Source organism: Alistipes sp. Marseille-P2263, from assembly GCF_018101075.1.
Classification (GTDB): Bacteria; Bacteroidota; Bacteroidia; order Bacteroidales; family Rikenellaceae; genus Alistipes; species Alistipes dispar.
In genome coordinates, this window is record NZ_JAGQEJ010000005.1 from 1 (window position 1) to 19,578 (window position 19,578).

The 19,578-nt window shown below is 52.0% G+C and carries 32 protein-coding genes; all 32 read left to right on the forward strand.

Features of this window, described 5'->3' with window-relative positions:
- Window positions 1–236: 236 nt before the first annotated feature.
- The 32 genes from KB554_RS07070 to KB554_RS07225 all read left to right on the forward strand — a co-directional run bounded on the left by KB554_RS07070 (window position 237) and on the right by KB554_RS07225 (window position 19,524).
- Entirely contained in the window at window positions 237–449 is a 213-nt protein-coding gene (locus tag KB554_RS07070; protein ID WP_004293628.1) for a hypothetical protein, read from the forward strand.
- A 4-nt stretch (window positions 450–453) separates the two neighbouring features.
- Window positions 454–693 (forward strand): hypothetical protein, encoded by a 240-nt coding sequence (locus KB554_RS07075; protein ID WP_004293629.1) that lies wholly within the window; start codon window positions 454–456, stop codon window positions 691–693.
- Between the two features lie 23 nt (window positions 694–716).
- Window positions 717–1,226 (forward strand): hypothetical protein, encoded by a 510-nt coding sequence (locus tag KB554_RS07080; protein WP_227043634.1) that lies wholly within the window; start codon window positions 717–719, stop codon window positions 1,224–1,226.
- A 40-nt stretch (window positions 1,227–1,266) separates the two neighbouring features.
- Entirely contained in the window at window positions 1,267–2,364 is a 1,098-nt protein-coding gene (locus KB554_RS07085; protein WP_004293631.1) for a hypothetical protein, read from the forward strand.
- 10 nt (window positions 2,365–2,374) lie between these two features.
- Entirely contained in the window at window positions 2,375–3,265 is an 891-nt protein-coding gene (locus KB554_RS07090; RefSeq protein WP_004293632.1) for a hypothetical protein, read from the forward strand.
- Window positions 3,262–3,720, forward strand: a complete 459-nt coding sequence (locus tag KB554_RS07095; protein WP_004293633.1) for a hypothetical protein — start codon at window positions 3,262–3,264, stop codon at window positions 3,718–3,720. Before KB554_RS07090 ends, KB554_RS07095 begins: the two co-directional genes overlap by 4 nt.
- Window positions 3,721–3,735: 15 nt before the next feature.
- Window positions 3,736–4,011 (forward strand): DUF3846 domain-containing protein, encoded by a 276-nt coding sequence (locus KB554_RS07100; protein WP_004293634.1) that lies wholly within the window; start codon window positions 3,736–3,738, stop codon window positions 4,009–4,011.
- Window positions 4,012–4,015: 4 nt separating this feature from the next.
- Window positions 4,016–4,495 (forward strand): hypothetical protein, encoded by a 480-nt coding sequence (locus tag KB554_RS07105; RefSeq protein WP_004293635.1) that lies wholly within the window; start codon window positions 4,016–4,018, stop codon window positions 4,493–4,495.
- A gap of 5 nt (window positions 4,496–4,500) precedes the next feature.
- Entirely contained in the window at window positions 4,501–4,821 is a 321-nt protein-coding gene (locus KB554_RS07110) for a hypothetical protein (RefSeq protein ID WP_004303957.1), read from the forward strand.
- 10 nt (window positions 4,822–4,831) lie between these two features.
- Entirely contained in the window at window positions 4,832–5,011 is a 180-nt protein-coding gene (locus tag KB554_RS07115; RefSeq protein ID WP_004293637.1) for a hypothetical protein, read from the forward strand.
- A gap of 12 nt (window positions 5,012–5,023) precedes the next feature.
- Window positions 5,024–5,269, forward strand: coding sequence for a hypothetical protein (locus KB554_RS07120; RefSeq protein ID WP_004293638.1), 246 nt, complete (start codon window positions 5,024–5,026; stop codon window positions 5,267–5,269).
- Between the two features lie 28 nt (window positions 5,270–5,297).
- Window positions 5,298–5,945 (forward strand): hypothetical protein, encoded by a 648-nt coding sequence (locus KB554_RS07125; RefSeq protein WP_004293639.1) that lies wholly within the window; start codon window positions 5,298–5,300, stop codon window positions 5,943–5,945.
- Window positions 5,946–5,958: 13 nt separating this feature from the next.
- Window positions 5,959–6,627, forward strand: coding sequence for a hypothetical protein (locus KB554_RS07130; protein ID WP_004293640.1), 669 nt, complete (start codon window positions 5,959–5,961; stop codon window positions 6,625–6,627).
- The gene (locus KB554_RS07135) at window positions 6,620–7,882 is read left to right on the forward strand and encodes an RNA-directed DNA polymerase (RefSeq protein ID WP_004303952.1); all 1,263 of its coding nucleotides are present in this window, start codon (window positions 6,620–6,622) and stop codon (window positions 7,880–7,882) included. Before KB554_RS07130 ends, KB554_RS07135 begins: the two co-directional genes overlap by 8 nt.
- An 869-nt stretch (window positions 7,883–8,751) precedes the next feature.
- Window positions 8,752–9,231, forward strand: coding sequence for a hypothetical protein (locus KB554_RS07140; RefSeq protein ID WP_004293642.1), 480 nt, complete (start codon window positions 8,752–8,754; stop codon window positions 9,229–9,231).
- Window positions 9,228–10,316: a hypothetical protein gene (locus tag KB554_RS07145; protein WP_004293643.1), complete on the forward strand. Its 1,089-nt coding sequence runs from the start codon at window positions 9,228–9,230 to the stop codon at window positions 10,314–10,316. Before KB554_RS07140 ends, KB554_RS07145 begins: the two co-directional genes overlap by 4 nt.
- A 389-nt stretch (window positions 10,317–10,705) precedes the next feature.
- The gene (locus KB554_RS07150; protein WP_019131001.1) at window positions 10,706–10,858 is read left to right on the forward strand and encodes a hypothetical protein; all 153 of its coding nucleotides are present in this window, start codon (window positions 10,706–10,708) and stop codon (window positions 10,856–10,858) included.
- Between the two features lie 12 nt (window positions 10,859–10,870).
- Window positions 10,871–11,158, forward strand: a complete 288-nt coding sequence (locus KB554_RS07155; protein WP_004293645.1) for a hypothetical protein — start codon at window positions 10,871–10,873, stop codon at window positions 11,156–11,158.
- A 13-nt stretch (window positions 11,159–11,171) separates the two neighbouring features.
- The gene (locus KB554_RS07160; protein ID WP_004293646.1) at window positions 11,172–11,897 is read left to right on the forward strand and encodes a hypothetical protein; all 726 of its coding nucleotides are present in this window, start codon (window positions 11,172–11,174) and stop codon (window positions 11,895–11,897) included.
- Between the two features lie 11 nt (window positions 11,898–11,908).
- On the forward strand, window positions 11,909–12,493 hold the full coding sequence (locus KB554_RS07165; protein WP_004303947.1) for a hypothetical protein: 585 nt from the start codon (window positions 11,909–11,911) through the stop codon (window positions 12,491–12,493).
- 33 nt (window positions 12,494–12,526) lie between these two features.
- Window positions 12,527–12,763, forward strand: a complete 237-nt coding sequence (locus KB554_RS07170; RefSeq protein WP_004293648.1) for a hypothetical protein — start codon at window positions 12,527–12,529, stop codon at window positions 12,761–12,763.
- Entirely contained in the window at window positions 12,744–13,676 is a 933-nt protein-coding gene (locus tag KB554_RS07175) for a hypothetical protein (protein WP_004293649.1), read from the forward strand. Before KB554_RS07170 ends, KB554_RS07175 begins: the two co-directional genes overlap by 20 nt.
- 55 nt (window positions 13,677–13,731) lie before the next feature.
- Window positions 13,732–14,022: a hypothetical protein gene (locus KB554_RS07180; RefSeq protein WP_004293650.1), complete on the forward strand. Its 291-nt coding sequence runs from the start codon at window positions 13,732–13,734 to the stop codon at window positions 14,020–14,022.
- Between the two features lie 51 nt (window positions 14,023–14,073).
- Complete coding sequence (locus KB554_RS07185) at window positions 14,074–14,292, forward strand: hypothetical protein (RefSeq protein WP_004293651.1); 219 nt, start codon at window positions 14,074–14,076, stop codon at window positions 14,290–14,292.
- Between the two features lies 1 nt (window position 14,293).
- Window positions 14,294–14,503, forward strand: coding sequence for a hypothetical protein (locus KB554_RS07190; protein WP_004293652.1), 210 nt, complete (start codon window positions 14,294–14,296; stop codon window positions 14,501–14,503).
- 59 nt (window positions 14,504–14,562) lie between these two features.
- Entirely contained in the window at window positions 14,563–15,585 is a 1,023-nt protein-coding gene (locus KB554_RS07195) for a hypothetical protein (RefSeq protein ID WP_004293653.1), read from the forward strand.
- A 2-nt stretch (window positions 15,586–15,587) separates the two neighbouring features.
- Window positions 15,588–16,124, forward strand: a complete 537-nt coding sequence (locus tag KB554_RS07200; protein ID WP_004293654.1) for a hypothetical protein — start codon at window positions 15,588–15,590, stop codon at window positions 16,122–16,124.
- A 15-nt stretch (window positions 16,125–16,139) separates the two neighbouring features.
- Window positions 16,140–16,355 carry a hypothetical protein gene (locus tag KB554_RS07205; RefSeq protein WP_004303944.1) on the forward strand — a complete coding sequence of 72 codons (216 nt, stop codon included), beginning with the start codon at window positions 16,140–16,142 and terminating at the stop codon, window positions 16,353–16,355.
- A gap of 21 nt (window positions 16,356–16,376) precedes the next feature.
- Window positions 16,377–17,189 (forward strand): hypothetical protein, encoded by an 813-nt coding sequence (locus KB554_RS07210; RefSeq protein WP_004293656.1) that lies wholly within the window; start codon window positions 16,377–16,379, stop codon window positions 17,187–17,189.
- Window positions 17,190–17,191: 2 nt separating this feature from the next.
- A complete protein-coding gene (locus tag KB554_RS07215) occupies window positions 17,192–17,953 on the forward strand; it encodes a hypothetical protein (protein ID WP_017140898.1) in 762 nt (253 codons plus the stop codon).
- Window positions 17,954–18,022: 69 nt separating this feature from the next.
- The gene (locus KB554_RS07220) at window positions 18,023–18,922 is read left to right on the forward strand and encodes a DUF932 domain-containing protein (protein ID WP_004293658.1); all 900 of its coding nucleotides are present in this window, start codon (window positions 18,023–18,025) and stop codon (window positions 18,920–18,922) included.
- A gap of 11 nt (window positions 18,923–18,933) precedes the next feature.
- Window positions 18,934–19,524 (forward strand): tyrosine-type recombinase/integrase, encoded by a 591-nt coding sequence (locus KB554_RS07225; RefSeq protein ID WP_004293659.1) that lies wholly within the window; start codon window positions 18,934–18,936, stop codon window positions 19,522–19,524.
- Window positions 19,525–19,578 lie beyond the last annotated feature (54 nt).

Sequence of the window (19,578 nt, forward strand, 5' to 3'; positions counted from 1 at the left end):
GGCGGAGGCTCTCGTGCCTTGACCTTTGGCCGAGAAGTTCACCAAGAAATGCAATACGCTGTAAATAAGATAAAAACAAATTTAACCGAAAACTTTGATCCAATTTTATTTGGATTGTAACAGGAAAACAACTATGGGGGCGGAATGCCCCTATGCTTTTATAAACGGATAAAGAAAATGACAGAAATAACGAGAAAGCAGATATCTGGTCTGCGGGTAAAGATGTATTAACGGCTATGGGAGAGGAACATAGAATCAACGAGATAAAAGGTGTCATCATCAGCCGTGCCCTGCTCAAGGAATACGGGTATGATGGCGATATGCCCACCGACAAACAGATGCAGGTCATCGGCAACGGGTTACTTGAATACTGGGGCGTAAGCGACGGTTTCAAGGAAGCCCTCGCCAGTACAATGGAGAACATGTTCGGTGTAAAAGCAAAAGATTAGGTCTATGGAAACGAAAGAACTTACTACCCACCAGCGTGGTGTTATTCTACGCGGCATCTGCGGCGGGGCTGCATTGAAAGACAAGTCGCCGCAAATATCTGAAAACAATACCGTCATAACCTGCGCCGGAGGGTTGGAGATTTGGGACATCTGCTGCATCAGCAGTGATGCCGAAGCCTTCGGCCTGAAACCGTCCTTCGGTTATGACGGGCACACGAGAATCACTTTCACCCCCAAAGAATAAGCGGAATGAAATCATATTACTACTTGGACTACCTGCACCGTGAAATCTTCCTTGAAGAGGAGGATATTCAGACCGTTCCGGAATCAGGCAGGGCGGACGATGCCTGTTCCGCCATTGCCGAAAAGCCGTATGTCGTGGAGCAGTTCATGGCGGACTCTTTCCGGACACTCAAAGATGTGGCCAGCCGCCTGTGCGATTCCCCTGATATTAAAAGCCGCCACGATGCGCTGATGTATATCGTGTGGAGGGTGGCACTGGACATCAAGGAGTGGCGGACTCTGAGCCATAGCGAAGCCGCCGTCAAGGTAACCCGTGAGGACGGTTTCGTGTGGCTGCTTGTATCGGCGGAAAATGCCCGGAAGCTATGGGAGGCAGACGTATTCTCCCTGTACAGGCTTTATGCCGATGATTCGGAATCCCTGATCGAAAGCGAGGCGGAGCTGGAATCGACCATCAAGGGCGGATACCAGATAGGTATCGAGGTGGGGTTCGCCTCTGTAATGGACCATGCCGCCCGGATGAAGCAACAATAAAAATCGGAAACAATCAAATAACGAAATCAAGAAGAAAGGTATGGAAACAACATTATTGACAAAGGAAAATGCCCATCGTGTGACCATGGTGCGGCGTGTGGATGCCCCGGAAAGCGAACCGGTAGCGTTTCTTTTCAGGGGAAAGAGACACGGGTATTGCAGCTATTCCCATCTTGTAGGGAATCCGGGCAAGGAAGAAATCCTCGCCCCGGCGGACTTCAAGGACTGGGAAGTTGTGGAAGTGGCGCACCCGGGCTATCTGGAAGAATATTTCAAGCAGGCGTGCAGCTCCTACAACCTCACCTCCTTCTCACCCGACGAGCGGGGTGAGTCAGACATCGCCTCGCACGAAAAGGAACTGCACGAGGATTTGCAGTCGATGCCCGAGCAGCAGCGGGAACGTTACATGGAAAACTACAAACGCTATTTCTCTGCCATGATCGCCGCCAACAGCCGTTGTGCCAGCGCGATGATTACGGGACCTGCACGCTTCAACACGGGCCGCAACGAAAAGGCCTGCAACAGCCACGCCAAGAGCGTCACGGCGTTCCGGGAATGGCGAGAACGTGCACTCGAAGCGATTCGCAAGGCTACCGAAGCGGCCAAGCCCGAAGAACAGCGTCTCGAGGAGGAGTGGCAGAAGGTCAAAGCCTTTATCGACGATGCCGCCTCGACCATTCACGGTATCGATACGGGTACGGCACGAGGCTATAGCCGGGCTCTCTTCGTCAGCAACCTCGCCGGGCGACTCTCCACCTATGTCAACCATGGCAACGTGGAAATCATCGACCGTGCCGTCGCTCGTCTGCGAGAGTGGAACGACAAAGTCAAGAAACCTGTCGTCACGGCACGCCATTCAATCTTCAAGTATCCCGAACTCGTCCGCAAGGTGCGGGAAAAGCAGCAGGAACGGGCAAGCCGTGAAAATCGTGAGATTCCGTTCGATGGCGGCAAGGTGGTCTACAACTTCGAAGAAGACCGCCTGCAAATCCTCTTCGACAAAATACCCGATACCGATATGCGTACGACCTTGAAGCGTAACGCTTTCAAGTGGGCGCCACGCAACCAGGCATGGCAGCGCCAGCTCACCCGCAATGCCGAATATGCCGCCGGTCAGGTGTTGAAAATAACCATTTAATCCAGTGCCCATGAGATACATCATCGATTCACGTTATTTCGACGGGACATGCCTCACGTCGATGTCGGATGACATGCACAGCGACTACGGCGGCGAGACGCTGGAAGCACTGCGCGAAAGGGAGAAGAACCCGTACCTGGTCGCTGTATCACCGGTACGCATGACACTGCTTGTGAAGCGTTATACCCGGGCACTTTGCAAGCCCTTCCATGAAATTACGGAGGAACGTTATTACGAACTGCTGGAATGCCTGCCTCCGGCCCGCATGCAGAGCGACTGGTTCTTTGTCGGGGAACCGTATTACCGAAACCTGTACGCGCTCTGTTTCGAGTCGGACGGCAGGTATTTCCGGGCGGAACGTCCCGTACGTCTTTCCAATGTGGAAATCTACCGCCAGATTCGGGAACACATGGAGAAAGTAAACCTGCATCCCGCCATCGTCAAGAAGGCTTCCTTTGTCAAATATGTCAATTGGTACAAAAAGACGGTCACCTACATACCGTACTATTTCGAGTATGGAGGTAAAATATATTTCCTGAAGAACCTCGCCACTCGGACGGGATCCGAATTTGGCGACCGCCGGGAACGGAACGAGATGGCGGCATTGCTGAGGAACCTGCGCGGAAACCGCTACGAATACTGTACTTTCTACTCCCAAAAGAAGGACATCTTCGAGTTTTTTGACTGGCTACGGAAGAACAAATACACGCTGGAAATCCAGGGCGACTTGTTCGACTTTGCGGATGACCGCTCCCACGTGGACTTTCACGGCAATGTATGCGAGTATTCGGCTGTGTTCCATTACCGCATCTATTCACGCAAGCTTTTTGGCCATATCATTAACCAGCTACGCACCGTGAAACGGTATCACGCGTGGCATAAAAGGAGGGAAATACGATGAAAATCTCAAATGAACCTACCCCATACCTCCTGCTCAAGGCAGGAACTGACAGTGCATGGGATTGCTGCGACTTTGCAATCGTGTACCTGTCAAAAGAGTGGAGACAGACACAGTCCGGCAGGCTGGAAGCCGTCAAGCCATTCAAGGATGACATCAGTTTCCAGTCTTTGAACTTTTATGACATATCGGTTGGTTTTTACCAGCCGGACGAGGACGGGATACTGGGCAGCGAGGACTTGCCGGAAGACAATAACTGGTGCTTCGTGGAACTGACCGAAACGGAACTGGAAAGGTTGGTTCCGCCGGACAATGTGCTGGTCAGCCATATCTTGGCGGTATTTGCAAACGGGGAAGCCAGATACCGGGCGTACGGCAAACATACCGACGAGCGATTCTGGACTGAAAAATTCCCTTTGCAACAGATTTTGGATATACTGGCGAGTCATGAATCTTAAAATTTCAAAGCAACTATGACAGAAATCATCAAAACGGACGGAACACGCCAACCCGTGCAGCCAGCCAATGGCTCAGACTTCACGCTGGAGGAGATGCAGGCGATTGTCGGCGGCTACATCGAACTGGTGGAACTGGACGGGAACACGACAATGGTCGTCAACGAGGAAGGCAAATTTATCCCTCTGTCCCTCAATCTTGAAGCGAGCAGGATATTCCGTGCTCATCACCCGGCGTCGAAAGACTTCATCGTTGGGGACGTACTTGTGTGCAATAACAATCAAATCAGATAAAATTATGGATAAAGAGAAAGCAAAAGCGCTCAGCAAGACCCTCGCATGCTACAAAGAATTACAAGAGAATAACAGTGTAAACCTGATCGAGTTCCATACCGCTGACGGGCAGAAACACGGTATCGGCAACCCGGAAGCCATCAAGCTGTTGCTTTCGGTGGCCGTCATCGAACTGGAACGCCAGCTCCGGACCGCACAGTTCGGTGATATTCCGGAAAGCCTGGAGAACAGCCGCGAGTACAAGGCGGCCAAACAGCTGGAATACGCCATGAACGATTTGGGATTCAAGTCCGAACGTTTCGCCCAGGCTCTTCCTTATTTCCACAAGACACTGGAACAGACATTCTTCAGAACGGTAAAGGCTTCCATTACCGCTATGGCAGGGCGTGATTCACGCTGCATTGACGACCGCAACCGTGCTTCATACGAGATGTGTCAAATGCTGGCCTCCATGCTGGAAGATACCCGTCTGCCCTTTATCTAAATGCCATGTTCATAGACGAGAGGACACAAAACCGCCTCCATGCCGTGCCGGGAGAGAGTATCTCCCACGGCACGATGCGCACGCAGGACCTGATTCCGGCGTTCTTGGACGTTATCCGTGACACACCGGAGTACGTGCAGGTGATGAATGCCATCCCCGCCCATGCCATGGAGGACAAAGAAGCAGACTGGTGGAACAGCGATGACGCGGCGGGATTGCTGGAATCGCTGTTCGACACGCTCGATAGTTACTCACCGGAGGGGTACTATTTCGGTGCTCATCTCGGTGACGGGTCCGATTACGGATTTTGGAAAATGGACAAGTGAATGTCGGAACATGGTACGGATTACAAAAGACAAGCGGCATGACATTCTCAAAGACGGGATTCGTATCGGGCAAATCTATCTTGCCCGTGCCGAAAGCAGGAAATTAAGATACTGGGCAATCTCTTGCATGAGTGGAATCGGCTTCAACACTTTCAATGAAGCCCGCAGTTATGCCAAGGATTTCCTTTAATAAAAGAATCGCATGAAAAATTGGATACAACAGATGCTTTTGTGGCGTAAAAAGACGGACAAGGGCAGAATGACACTCGGAAAGGTGCAGAAAGAGTATCGCGAGAATGACGTATGCATGGGAGAACTCCTTGATGCCCTTCCCGCCGACGGCCTTTCCATAGAGGAAGCTTTCGAGCTGGCTATCACCGCCAAGAAGTGGGCGGACGGAGACCGTTTCTACCGGAGTATCAACGATGGAGAACCGGAAGAATTGTAAGGTAAATAACAATAAACAATAATGACAAATGAGCAGATATGATTTTATAAGATTCGGCGGCTTTGTCAACTGGGCGGACGAGGACACGGACACGTTCCGGAAAATGAAAGTCTGCCTGCCGGTAAAGGAGCCTGTCGAAGATGACACGAAAATAGGACTGATTTCCACGGACGAGGACAATCCGGAAGAAATCGCGGTTTCCTATTCCGTCAGGGCAGCCGAACTCATCCCTTGGACGGACTCATTCCAGGAAGGATACTGGAAAGCCCTGATAGTGGCAGAGGCAAACGGAGCAGGCACGGACGTATTGCTGCCCATGCTCAAAGATGCCGGACTATGCCTGATGGAATGTGTCTTCCTGATGCTCCGGAGCGATGCCTGCAAACTGTTTCCGGTCCTGTGCCGGCTGTTCCCGGAAGTGGAGGAAATGTTTGAGATTATCACATGGAATGACAGGGAATATTTTGTCAGGGAACTGACGCTGTTCCGTGGAACGGGCGGGGAATACAAAACCCTGGTCTCTGTAACGGGTCTGCAAGACGTGCTGGTCGGCAAAGACGGCGCACCCATATCGGACGAGGCGGAGGCCGTGGACCGGAAAATCTGCTATTACTTCACGGACGAGGAGTTCCTGCTGCCGGAAGAGCGGCTTGTGGCCCTTGCGGAGGATGCGTGAGAAATCATAATGTATGTACAAAGACCAGAAAATGAATAAAAGAATGAACAAACAGCAAACCACTCCCGTTACCGACACTTTTAAGGGGATGCTACTTATGTCAATGGGTGTCCCTGTAGGAAACATCCGTCCCTACCGTTTGAAGTCGGCACCTTCCTGCCTCGGCGGTTTCGAGCGCATGAGCGTAGCGGCAGCACGAGCCTCGGGAATGGATATCCCGGAGACGGAGAAAGAGAACGATGAAGTTTACATATGCCGCTTGGGACCCGCCGTCTTCCATAAATGGATGCCTGTCTGGATGTTCGAAACCGCTTTCGAACCGGTTCCCGAGCAGAGACGCGGTGACCGCATCCGAACACTTACGGAAGAGATGAACAACCATCACGTGGCGGAGAAAGCCCTGAATGAAAAATGTTACGCCCTGTCCGTGAAGCTGCTTTCCGAGTGTGGCGGCAGCCTTGATGACAACGGTGAACAATCCTCGACCTATCTCCATGTTGTGGACCGTGACCCCGTGGAACTGGTCATCACGAACGCGTCGCTCCGGAAAGACGGGAAAATCTTCATCATGGGTTACAGTTACTACACGGGCGAGGAGTACGAGCAGGAATGTGACGTAGAATCCGGCATGGACATACTGAATTTTATCCTTTCCCAAAAAAGTTTTGAGTGCCATGAATGAAGACAAGATATTGCAAATGTTCTTCGACATAGGCCGGTGGACGAAGGCCATTGAGAAAGGCGTGCTGAAAGACATTAGGAAAGACCAACTTATTCGGCTGACCGACGAGCATACCCGTATGGCGATGGCCTATGCCATGCGCCGGGGAAAGTACGAGATTTCCCCTCCCCACACGGCGCAGATACCCAAGGACAACGGTGAGTTCCGCACAGTGTACGTAAACGAGCCGATGGACCGCGTAGTACTGGGTATCGCCAACGACCTGCTCTTCGAGTTGATGCCGGAGATGCTGCACTCTTCGTGCAAGTCCTACCAGACCGGTATAGGGTGCGGCAAGGTAGTTACGGAAGTCAGCCACCGGATGACAGAAACCGGCAATAGCGGCTGTCTGGGCTGGAAGTCCGACCTTTCCAAATACTTCGACAGTGTTCCGATACGGTTCATCGACGAGGCGTTCGACAAGGTGGAGGCCAAACACGGCCAGTCTGCCCTGATAGACGTACTTAGGAAATATTACCACTCGGACCTCTATTTCGATGAAGATAACCGGTTGCAAAGCAAGTATCAATCCTTGAAACAGGGTTGTGCTGTGGCTAGCTGGCTGGCGGATGTACTGCTCTACGACCTAGACAGGGAACTGTCACAAATGAACGGCTACTACGTCCGGTATTCCGACGATATGCTTTTTATCGGCAAGGATTATGAAAAAGCGATGGACACACTCCAAAAACGCCTGGAAGATAAATCCATGAAGCTAAATCCCAAGAAAGTGGAATACCTGGCAGCCGATGTCTGGTTCAAGTTCTTAGGATTCAGTATCAAGGGCGGCATGGTCTCGCTCTCGTCATCACGCATCAAGACCTTCCAGCACGAGATCGAGCGGCGGACAATCCGCTGCCGGGACACGACACTGGCAAAAGCCGTGGACGCCGTGAACCGTTACCTGTACAAGGGCGAGTTCAGCTGGGCGATACAGGTATTGCCGGTCTGTAATGTGAAGAGTGACCTCAACGAGCTGAACAAGTTCGTGATGGACTGCTTTAGAGCCGTTCAGACGGGCAGGTGCAAGATCGGCGGTCTGGGATATGTCCGAACCAAACCGGATGGCTGCATCGTCCGGGGACGGGGACGCAACGTGAAGGCCAACCGCGATAAAACAGACCGGGACATACCGGGTTACCTGACTGTCGGCTGCATGCGTAACGCCCTTCTGACCAGCCGGGCGGTGTACAACACGCTGGTGGCATCGCTATAAGTTACGCCGGGCACACGGCAGAACGGGTGGACGGGCAGGCTATTCAACGTTACAGGCTTATAACCAGAATCCATATCGAGATTAACCGGTCTAACACCCGGTTAATCCCATCTCGATTCTGGCTGCGCCTGTAATGTATCGGGAAATTAAAGTCATGTGCCGTCTGTCCCGTACCCGTTACCGGAGCACACCGGGAAAGTTCAAGGAATAGGTTTGGGCATCCCGCGTACCAACGTCTTCTTTCCGAGTCTGAAGGCGGCTGACCGTCGCCTTCGGACTCCGCAGAAGACCCATACGCGGGATACATCGGAAGCATAAAGCCATGTGCCGGTATTATGAGAACTTTCAGTCTTTTCCAGCACGGGAACGTGCGGTTCGGGGGAATGGATTCAGCCTGCTGTCCCCGATAAGCCCGTCTCGCGCCGTCGTATCCCTAACGTTATACGACGGCGCCATTCCGGCTTCCGCCACAGCAGACATCGGACCTGTAAAGGAACGTGCCGGCATTCCGGGAACCGCAAAAAGAACAGCACAGGGCAAAGGGGGCAAGGCCGGGATTTCAACAGAGCCGCAATTCACACGGCTGGAGCCTGTGTTATCTCCTGCTAACACGACAGATGACACAGGTTCCAGCTGTACTCGCGGCCCGTATCAGGTTTTTAAAGGGATGTGCCGTCCGGATGAGTCCCCTGAACAGAAGGTAGCGCGACCGCATATGCACGAGGGACCCAAATTCAAGATACAGTATTCAAGCTTGGTCCTGAGCCAGGCAACTACCTGGTTCAGGACCGAAGTCCTACTGTATTTATCAGGACTATAAAGATACGCGCCAGGGGTTTGAGTGCCATTAATTGTAAACAGGTGAGAAAATGGAAGATATTTACCGAGAAACCGTCACCGCCATAGAGAACGGCGCAAATTTCCGGATTGATTTCCAGTCCAGAAGTTTAAAAGTAAACGGGAGACACATGATACGGAACGGCAGGTATGATGGCGCTCCGTGGTTGCCGGAGTACGGCTGCGGGGATTTTTTCACGGATGTGGAGGAGCTGTACCGCCGCTATAAACATTCGATACCATCGGAGCGCAGCCAGAGCAAGTCCCGCCGGTATTTCATGGCATTGCCCGAAAGTGACCTCGAGGACGGGGACATGCTGTACGGGCAACACCGGGATACCGCGCAATTCGAGCTGGAATTCTATATCCTCTGCCGGATTATAGGCGGGTTCACATGGAATCCCGAAACGATGGGCAAATGGTTCTGGCAAAGCGAAAAAGACAAGGACCTGGTGATACTCAGAAAATGGGTGGAACCCGGAAGTAATCAATTATTAACAAATTCACAATGAGTAGAAAGAAACAAGAAACAAAAGTCCTGTGCCCCGGATGCGGCACGGAATTCGCCATCGCGGACAAGGAATTTGCCGCCACGGGCACCGTTATCGGCAAGAATTCGGATTTGGGCACCGTCTATCCGGTGGTGGCCGGCCATAATTCTCCTGCCGGACTTCCCAAAGGGGCGCGGGAGCGTATCGAGGCACTCCGCGGTGCCGGTGTGGACGTGAGCTGCCTGTTCGCCATGCAGGGAGCCGAGGGCGGCGAGTATATCGCCTCCAACAAAGACGGGAAACTTACCATCCTGGATGACAACGACCCGATATTCGGCAGCATCATGGCACAGGGTACCGTTCCCAACAACCGACTCTTCCGCCGGTGGGTCATGGCACAAATGTTCCATATGATGTCATACACGCATTACCGTGAAAAAGAGCCGGCAGGGGTGACCGAGATGATTCACCGGAAAGGCTATGATTACCAGTGGAAAATGCTCTTGAACGAGCTGCACGCCCAGATGAAGATGGAACACAAGGACATCACGGGTTTTGCCGAGAGAAACCGCTGGTTCAACCGTGATGTGGTTTTGGCCATCGCGAGCGACTATGTCAACGCGCTGAAAAAACACGTGGGCAACCTGGAAACAAGAAAATGCAAGGGAGTTCCCTACAAGCGTATACACGGCCGTAATATTTTCGTGGAGGACCTGCAATCCAAACTGTACTACCCGCTTTCCATCGCGATAACCCACATCAGGCACGCGTTGGACGCCACACAGCTTTACAACGCGGTCAGACAGTTCAATGACCGTCGTATCCGGCTGCCATGGGGCACTCCTCAAAGCAAGGCATGGATGGATGCCTATAAGGGAGCCGGGGCGTTCTTTACCATGCAGAACCTGATTCGTTTCCACGGTTGCACGGCTGTCAATGACCGGGGTCGGCGTCTGGACAAGTACCAGTCACTGACGTTCCTGTCAGCCAAGGCGGAAGAGTATAAAAACGGAGAAGGCTGGCGGTTGCTGGCAGTCCTGAAAAAAATGCTGGCGGACAACAATATCAACATCAAAAAGAAGATGGCGGCATGGCGTAAGAAATAGGCCGTCATCACCATCCGCCCGGTAGGCGGCGCGGTGTGGCGGGTCAGAATAAATTAGTACTCCCTCCATTGAAATGATGCTCATCCCTGTTAACACAAGATGAGCATCTTTCAATGGAGGCATTACATCGAAAACGTAAAGAGATGCCCCTGTTTGACGACCACACCGCTATTCTAATCAAAACGACATAATCCTTTATACGATGAGCAAGAAACAACTACGACGCAGGGCCTACCTGCTGTACCGGTTACGAAAACAGGGTATCCGATGCCTGACACGTTGCCGGACCATCTTCTACCTTTACGGGGAGGATCCTAAATCAGTACCGCAGATTTGCAGCCTGATAAGCGAATTCCATTTCCATGTCCAGTTTGAAATACCCGCCTGACATGAAACCGGGAGACATTGCAACGCTGAAAGTGCCCTACAAGGGCTATCGCCGTATAGAACTGTTGGAACGGCTCCAATACACCTGGCTGGTACGCATCTGCGAGAGCAGGAAGGAGATCGAGGTCTATGAAGACGAGTTCGAAACGGATTAAAGGCACGGAACAATGAAAGGAGAACAACAGGAAGAACGCGTACCGAACTTCATCGGCAATGCCGTCATTATCCTCACGGCCAGCCATCTGGGCTGCGAGGTGGAGATGCTCGCCACCGCACAGGAGGTGTGGCGGACGAAACGCCTGCCCGAGGCGGTACTGCTGGGCATGTACGAAAAGGCCGCACGCGATGCCGTGTCGGCTGTCCGGAAGAGAGGTCTGGCGGAACAGGCTGACCGTCTCGGAGAGATATTTTACAGGACGGGGGAATTTCCCCCGCCGGAAGAAGACAATACATAAAAAGGAGTAACAAATGAAAACAAGGACTTTTCAGGAAATATATGATTTCTGCCGTACGGACGATACCTACCGGAGCTATTTCGAGGCATCGGACGAGTCCCGCATTACCGGAGCAAGGGCAAGAAAGTACTATTACGGCGACATCCGCCGAGGCCAGTGCCGCGTGGGGACATTCATCTACCGCCAGTCGATGCGGCAGCTTGAAAGGTTCCTCGGGGGCGCAAGGCAGGACCACTACATCCATGTTGACCCGCCGGCCTGCCGGGGAGTGAGCCTCAAGGACGATATGTTCCCCGGCCAGACCGCCTATATCGTGGTACATGTCAGGAGGCAGGGTGTGCAGATTGAAATCGAACACCCGTTGCATGGTGGATGGGTGCATTTCACGGCACGCTCCCACCGTCCCTTCACCAGGGAGGGAATCATAGCCGAGGCGAAGTCCTACATTGACAGCCACATCCTGCTGGCACCGGGAAGATACCGGGACTTGCAGCTGGAAAATATGGTTTCCAAGGAACAGTTCCCCGCATGGTACAGGCTGTATAAAATGAGGCTGCACGACCGGGCGGAAGCCGAACATCGGGACATGGTGGACAGATACAGGCACAGGAACGACCTTACCTACGGGGAAGCCCGTGACATGCTCGCGGCTTCGGGTATATTCTTCGACCTGAACTGCGACGAGTTCGAGCGGGACGAGATTACGGAACAATTTGTAAGACTTTGTAACAAGACATAATACCCAGGCAAATGAATCTATATAATCAAATCAAATATAACGGGTACCGCATCAACATCTATTATGATGATGACGCCCGAAGCCCGCGTGAAGCATATGACAATCTCGGTACGCTTTATACGGCACATCGTCGCTACCGCCCGGAGAAGGAGTTTGATGACCACTTCGATATCGACAAGGTTTTTGAAGGGCATATCGGAAATTTCCGGGAATCGTTCCTGAAGGAATATATCGCCCTGCCGGTCTACCTCTACGACCATGGCGGCATTACAATATCCACCTCGCCGTTCAGCTGCCCGTGGGATTCCGGATTTTTCGGAATCATCGCGGTACCGTTGGACAAGGTGCGCCGGGAATACGGGTGGAAGAACATCACCGCGAAACGCAGGAAGCGGATCGAGGGATACCTGCAAGACGAAATCAGTACCCTTGACAACTACTATACCGGGGAAGTTTTCGGGTATCGCATCATGCCGGAAAGTGACGATGACAATGAACTGGACAGTTGTTGGGGATTCTATGGTACGGAATGTATGAAAGAACTGGAAGCCGAATGCAGGCATATTATCGACGGGCAGAACAAAGCGGTAGCATAAAATAGAAAAATACGCATAATAACTGGAAATACAATGAAGACATCATACGGACTTGAATTTGACACGGTAACAGAAATCAATCCTGAATGGAGCGGCTATGACAAGACGATAGCAGGATGTCACCTGGCCAATGCCAGGGTGGTCATCGTGGATACGGAATACGGGCAACCGATAGACAATGAGCATGACCTTGAAGAAATCTACCGGATTCTCGAAAAGAAAAAGACAGGCCATACTAAAAATGAACGACATGGAAGAAAAACGAGATAACAAGGAAATCAGGGTACGCCTGCACCATATCGACCGTGGAAACTGCACGGAAGTGTGGGAGGTGCAGACAGAGAAGGGTAAGCCCAAACGCTATCTGGGACGTGACGACGGTTATGGACCGAAGGAGTGGTACACGCTCTGCGATGCTCCCTACGGCTATTGCGAACGCGACTGCCATGTGAGGGAGGACCTCACCCTCATTGTCTGCGACAAAGATTGGAACGAGGTGTTGCGAGACGGAACGGACAGGGAACGCTTTCCTGAAAGTTTCCCTTCACTGGATGAAGCCTGCAACGAGGCATGGAGCAAGGTCGTGAAAGTGCTTCCGCATGTCACGCACAAAGGTTTCGGGCAGTGGATCACCAAACAGTCATTCCTCCCGCTCAGCCAGACCGAAGAATTGAATTGGCGGGATAGCTACTATGAGGAAGAAGCGAGTGAGATACTCTCACGTTTTACATGGATCGGTGAAGAGTATGCCATATTCAAGGTTACCCAGAGGCACACCAAGTGCGACGCCCAATGGTACGAGTATTACGCGGGGAAGACAAACCGGCAGGAACACGAGTGGTATACCCGTTTCTTCGGTTACGAGTACCATGACCGGCATATCAGCGACGTACTCCGGACACTCGGAAGGCGGTGCGACGACATCATCCGTACTGCGGTGGAAACCCGCACGGACCACTATTACGGGCGTACGGTTTCCTGTTTCATGGACGAGTTCATCGGTTACGACCTGTCCCATGAACAGGTCCGTGACGCCAAGGAATGCAGATTGCGCAAGGCACGGGAAGACTACGACGAAGCGAACGCCTACTATTACAAACTGAAAGAGAATGAGGAAAGCATCCGTGGTATCGAATTGATGCTGCACTGCATAAGACAACAAATCCGAAAAATGAAAAGATAATGGCCAGAAACTACATGTAGCCAGAGTTTGGCAAATCGAATACAAATATCCGGGTATGTATGGCGGGGGCGGTCAGGATATCTTTTATGATATCCTGACAATGTTCGAAGTTGATAACTCCGCAGAAGACGCCTATACCGATGACTTCGAAATAGCCCGTTCGGGTCTGCAGCAGCTAAGAAAACATATCTCAGAACAGGATGAAACCTTCCGGCAGAATGCCGAAGAATTTTATTCCTGCCTGGCAAAGGCCGGGATGGACCGGGAAAAGTTTATCGAAGTACTTGATTGTCTAATCAACGGCAGTGACCAAAGCGATGCCTATGTGCATGTCTCATGGTTTTAATGATATGCCATGAAGGCGTTTCGAGCAAACCTGCCGTAACATCAAACCTGTATGAAACCTAAAGATAACGGGCTGGCCAACCTTCATGACCGGAAACGTGAGGAACGCGGTTTCTGCTGCATGCAACTGATCATATTCCTTACAGACAATGGAGTGAAGAGCTGGGATGAATGGCACCGGGCGCATACCGACGCGGCCCGGGGCGAATGCAGATACCGCAAGCGGTGCCCGGTTTATGGACGTAGCAAACATTTAATGAACAATAAATAATATGGTACTTAATATTGTAAAAAACGACCTGCCTGCCTCATGCATTGCAGAATATGTAAGATGCGTGTTTGACAATGCCAAAGTAAACATCAAAGATGAAAATGCAGTATCCGTCGACATCGAAGTGACCGGAAAGAACGAGCTGCACTCTTTGGAAGGATTAAAAGAGTTGGAATACTATTTTAAAGATTATGACATAAGAATATGGTGACCGCCATGCAACGGGCGGCAAACCGGAAATTGTTCAACTACAGATAAAAAACAAGCAACATGGAACAGGAAAAACCTACAAAGCCGGAAACAGACAGAACCTTTCCGGAAGACGATGACACACTTTACCGTGAAATGACAGTGCACATGCCCCGCTGCTATTTTCCGACTTCGCTAGGCGAGAACAGTATCCTCAAATTTGCCGGAGAGGAATTCCGCCGCGTCAAGAATATTGTCTGCCGGCGCTACAACTTTAACGAGGACAAATATATCCGGGAGAACGCCGGCGTATCCCCTTTCGACTCTGTTCGAGGCAACTTCGAGCAGGAAGTGTACAGACGTCTCCGTAAGGATTATGCGCACCTCAGTATCATCTCCATCAGAAGATCACTTATGGAGAAAATCCGCGACGCCGTGAAGAAGGAGAACAACATCATCGGCACGTTCTACCGCAACTGCGGCGTACATTACCGGGAGGCGGAATCAGCGGAGTATGAAACCTCCCCGATAGTGGTGGTCCACAATTCCGCTTTTTACGGATACGGCGGTTATGAAAGTGCGACCGTTTATGAACTTTTCATCGACGGGAACGGCAAACTGCTCTGCACGCTCAACGGCGAAGCCGGCGAGGATTTCGATGAGCCCATCGGACAGGTACAGACCGAGGGATTGCTTGAGATTGCCCACTGGCTGGAAGAACACGGGTTCATCTCCGCTGATGTCAATGACGACGAGATTGTCGTATGCGAGGGGTGCGGTTCAGACAATATACAGACCCAGGCATGGGTGGATCCGAATGCCCGTACATTCATCGGTACCACGGGTATAGACCGCTATGATAACTGGTGCGACGAATGCGAGGACCATCAGCCATTCTGTACTTTAAAAGAGTTCAAAGAACGCATGGAGGAATGGTGGAACTCGTTGGACGCAAATCAAATGGAACAGATCACGGGTTGCCGTCAGGACAAGTGTCCGGCCGGAGACAACCATCAGGGGTTTGCCGAAACCTGCAATGAATGGTGGGAAAACAAGGGCTATGACGAGAAACGTAAAATCTGGAAAGAACATAATGACTGCTGATTATGATTTACAATCTTCTTAAACGCATACAGAACCTGTTGGCTTCCAAGCCGTCCGGGACAAAGGAGGAACAGGAAATCCTGAGTCTGGTCAGCCAGGCGCTTCCTGCAATGCTCAATGGGCATGATACGGAAACACTTGCCGCCAATGAGCTGCTGGTACGGATATGCCCCGACACCAAACGGCCGGTCCTCGTATGCCATAACGGCAACGGGCAGTGCCTGTGCCTGCACAATGGGACGACGGAAGAGGATGCCGTCGACGTGGACTTATGGCTGCGTTCCAACGGTAGAGAGTGTAACGGCTACAACAAGTTGCAGGAGGCTGTCGTGGACCTTGCCTACAATGCCGGGGCGGACAACCTGTGGGAGGACAGGGACTCCCGTGCCGTCAATGCCGAGATCGTCCAGTGGGCGGAAGAATTCGAGACTGAGCATGCGGGCACTGATTGGGATGCGGAGGACTACTTCCTTGCCATCGACAGGTTTTACAAGGAAAAGACAAAACAAATGAATCCGGTTACAATACCGGCGAACTGAAAAAATGGCAACCGAATGGACAAGGAAATTGCAGAAGAAATCATCCGGGAAAACCGTTATCCGTCCGGATATGACATACAAGACTATCTGTTTGACAATGAGGATACTGTGCTTTCTCTGGAGGACGGAACGGAGCTGCTTGATGACTTCGACCTCTGGAAAGAACGTTCCGACCTCGAACTTGAAAAAATCATGGACCGGAACTACTGGTCCTCGACTGGTGGATATTAGATTAAAAACAGGAATATAATTATGGTAAGAGAACTTTATCAACGGCTCAGGGAATATTTCAACAACTTACCCGAACCGACAGAAGAGGAAAGACAATTTATCCGGGAGCTGAACGCCGGGTATTTCCCTATCACGTCCGTCCACCGCGATGACCTGGAAGGACAAGGTTTCGATGTGGAAAAGATCAGCGATGACGACATGCAGAATCTGGCGGAAAAGATGGCCGACGATTACTGCGAACAGTTGTTCTGGCCCAGCATGGAAATCATTGCCGGAGAAATCCTGAGTTTCCCGAAAGTAAAAACAAAAGACATTATCTGTCCGAAATGCAATTCGGAAAATATCCGTTATGATATTCACGAAAGTCGGTTCCACTGCGGCGAGTGTTCCCTGGCATGGGATGACAAGTTATATGCACTCGTGGAATTTCCCGAGGAAAGTGCTCCTTTCGAGGAAGAAGGAACCGGTTATCCGGCATGGGGAAGCGGGGAGAACGGGGCGCTTTACGTGCCCGAGGAAGACTATATACGCCATACCGGCAAATCTCCCGAACGGGACAAGTGTTACCGTGCCGTGTGTTGGCCGGACTCCCAGAAATACATGGGAACGAAAGGTTGTGAACCCATACAGGATGAAAACGGGATACGGGATTTCGGCACATCGGCATACTGGGTGCCGCTGCTTCTGACGGAAGAAGCGGCAGAGCGACGAATGGACAAGAAAAAGGTACCGGTATGCCCCGAATGTGGGGGCACAGATATTGACATTCTGAGTGACGAGGGCGTGGCCGTATGCAATGACTGCTGCCTTGAATGGCCTTACGCGGAGGATTGAGAATGGAAACGGTAGATGTTTATACGGAACGAGGCGACCTGGTCACCTGTTCCGATTGCGGCAAGGTGATGCTCCTGCCGTATGGAGCGGATAAATGTCCCGCCTGCAAGAAAGAAGGTTGCCTGGTATGGACGGACGAAAGCTTGCGGGAAGCCGACATCGACTCCCTGCTCGAGAGGCACTGTAACCTGCACCAGAAGAGCGAACTGCAACCGGAGGAGTATCTTTCACTTTCCATACTGGTGACCGAGTATATTCCATATCTGGCCGATAAACCGCAGACAGCGCGTGAAACCCTGTTCCTACTCCTTGAAACCGGCTCTCTTTTCGAGAAATACTGGCGGGATACAAGATGCTTCCAATCCGAAAATATCTACACGCCCGCCATCAAGACACTGCTTGACAAACTGGACGTGAAACTGCGAGAGGGCGACACGATTCCGGTAGAATACCAGGATTGCCGCTCCCTGGAGGACTTCTTCAGGGTCGTTGCCGGCGAGCGTCCGGCAAAGGAAGAGGTATCGTTTTCTTCAGATAAGGAGGGAAACTATTATTTCAACGGACGCAAGGTCAAGGTGGAAAATTCTGACGAGTACGCCTACCGCCTGCTGAAAACCAAAATACAGACGAGCTACCGGCGTCCGGTAGATTTTTACTTCCGCTTCCTTGCCCGTTTCGGACCATACGGAACTTATGGCAACGTGTATTACCCGAGTATCACGGACCTGATATGCAGGCGTTACCTGCCTGAAACCGCAAAATGAATTCCGGAAAGGCGATGGACAACGGTTCACCGCCTTTCTTATTGTATAACTTTTTTAATATCAATCATTATGGCAACAGCATTAGCAACAACGGCCGCCCCCGTGCAGTTCGATTTCCAGAACAACAACGTCGAGGTGATGACGCTCGACACGCTCCGGCGCACACACAAGGAAAATGACATCTATGGCAACCCGCTCAAGGGAATCTACCATTACGAGGTGATAGAGCGCATGGCGGACATCTGCCAGAAACACAACCTGAATTACGAGGTGGAGGAAATCTTCGCCGCCCAGAACAAGAACAAGGCACAGCCCGGCGTGGTCGTCCTGCCCCAGGTGGAACAAAAGTACGGGGCGATGGCCGTCGAGGCGCATATCCTGCGCCGCGTTTATACGACCATCCGCATTAAGGAATGGGAAACGGACGAGCTGACCACGACGCTTGTCATCGCCTTCCATCAGGACGGCATCCAGGCGGCCATCGGCCCGTGCGTCAGGGTGTGCCACAACCAGTGCATCCTCTCCCCCGAACGCAGTGTGTCGAACTACGGGAAAGACAAAGTCACCACCGAAGAGCTTTTCGGTCGTGTAGACGAGTGGCTCTCGAACTTCGAGGTACAGATGAACGAGGACAGGGAACGCATCCGCCGCCTGAAAGCGAAAGTAATTACCCCGGTGGAGATGTACGCCTACATCGGATTGCTGACAGCATTGCGCGTATCGCATGACAGTTCCGACAAGCGTCTTTCGTCCAAGGTGGAGACCTATCCCCTGAACCAGTCCCAGATTTCCATCTTCACCGAGGACCTGCTCAAACTCACCGAAGAGAAGAAGACGCTCACGGCGTGGGATATCTATAACGTGGCAACCGAAATCTACAAGCCCGGACGTACGGACATTCCGGCCATGATTCCCCAGAACGGGGCGCTGGCCGAGCTGATGCTCTCGGAAGGGTTGCCGGAATCTTAAAAGGCTGCCACGTGACAAGAATCAAGGGACAACTGACGACAGCCGACTACCTGCCCATAGCGGAATATAACAGGCTGGTCCGCGGGCTTGAGAAGGACGGCGAGTACCTGTGGGAGACCTACTGCTGGCTGTCGTTCTGCACGGCATGCAGGGCCTCCGACGTGAGGACCCTGCGCTGGAAAGACATCTTAGGAAAAAGCACCATGACCCGCATCGAGCAGAAAACAAAGAAAAACCGCCTGATCAAGTTCAACAGGGACGTGCAGGAGAAGAACCGTTTCCTGTACGAGATGCTCGGACAACCCGCCCCCGAACAGTACATCTTTCTCAGCCCGCGTACCGGGAAACCTTACTCGCTGGAATACATCAACAGGCTGCTCAAGGTATTCAAGGTAAGGTACAGGCTGCCGATCAGGGCATTCTCCACACATACCTTCCGCAAGACTTTCGGGCGCTATGTCTACGAGCTGATGGGACGCTCGGCCGAGGGCCTGATCCTGCTCAACCAGATATTCCGCCATTCCAACCTGGAAACCACCCGGCGCTACATCGGGCTGGCGCAGGAGGACATCGACAAAGTGTTCGATTCCATACGTCTATGAGAATATTTTCAACGATGCCCGGAACCCGAGCGGGAGGTTCCGGGCTATGCTTTA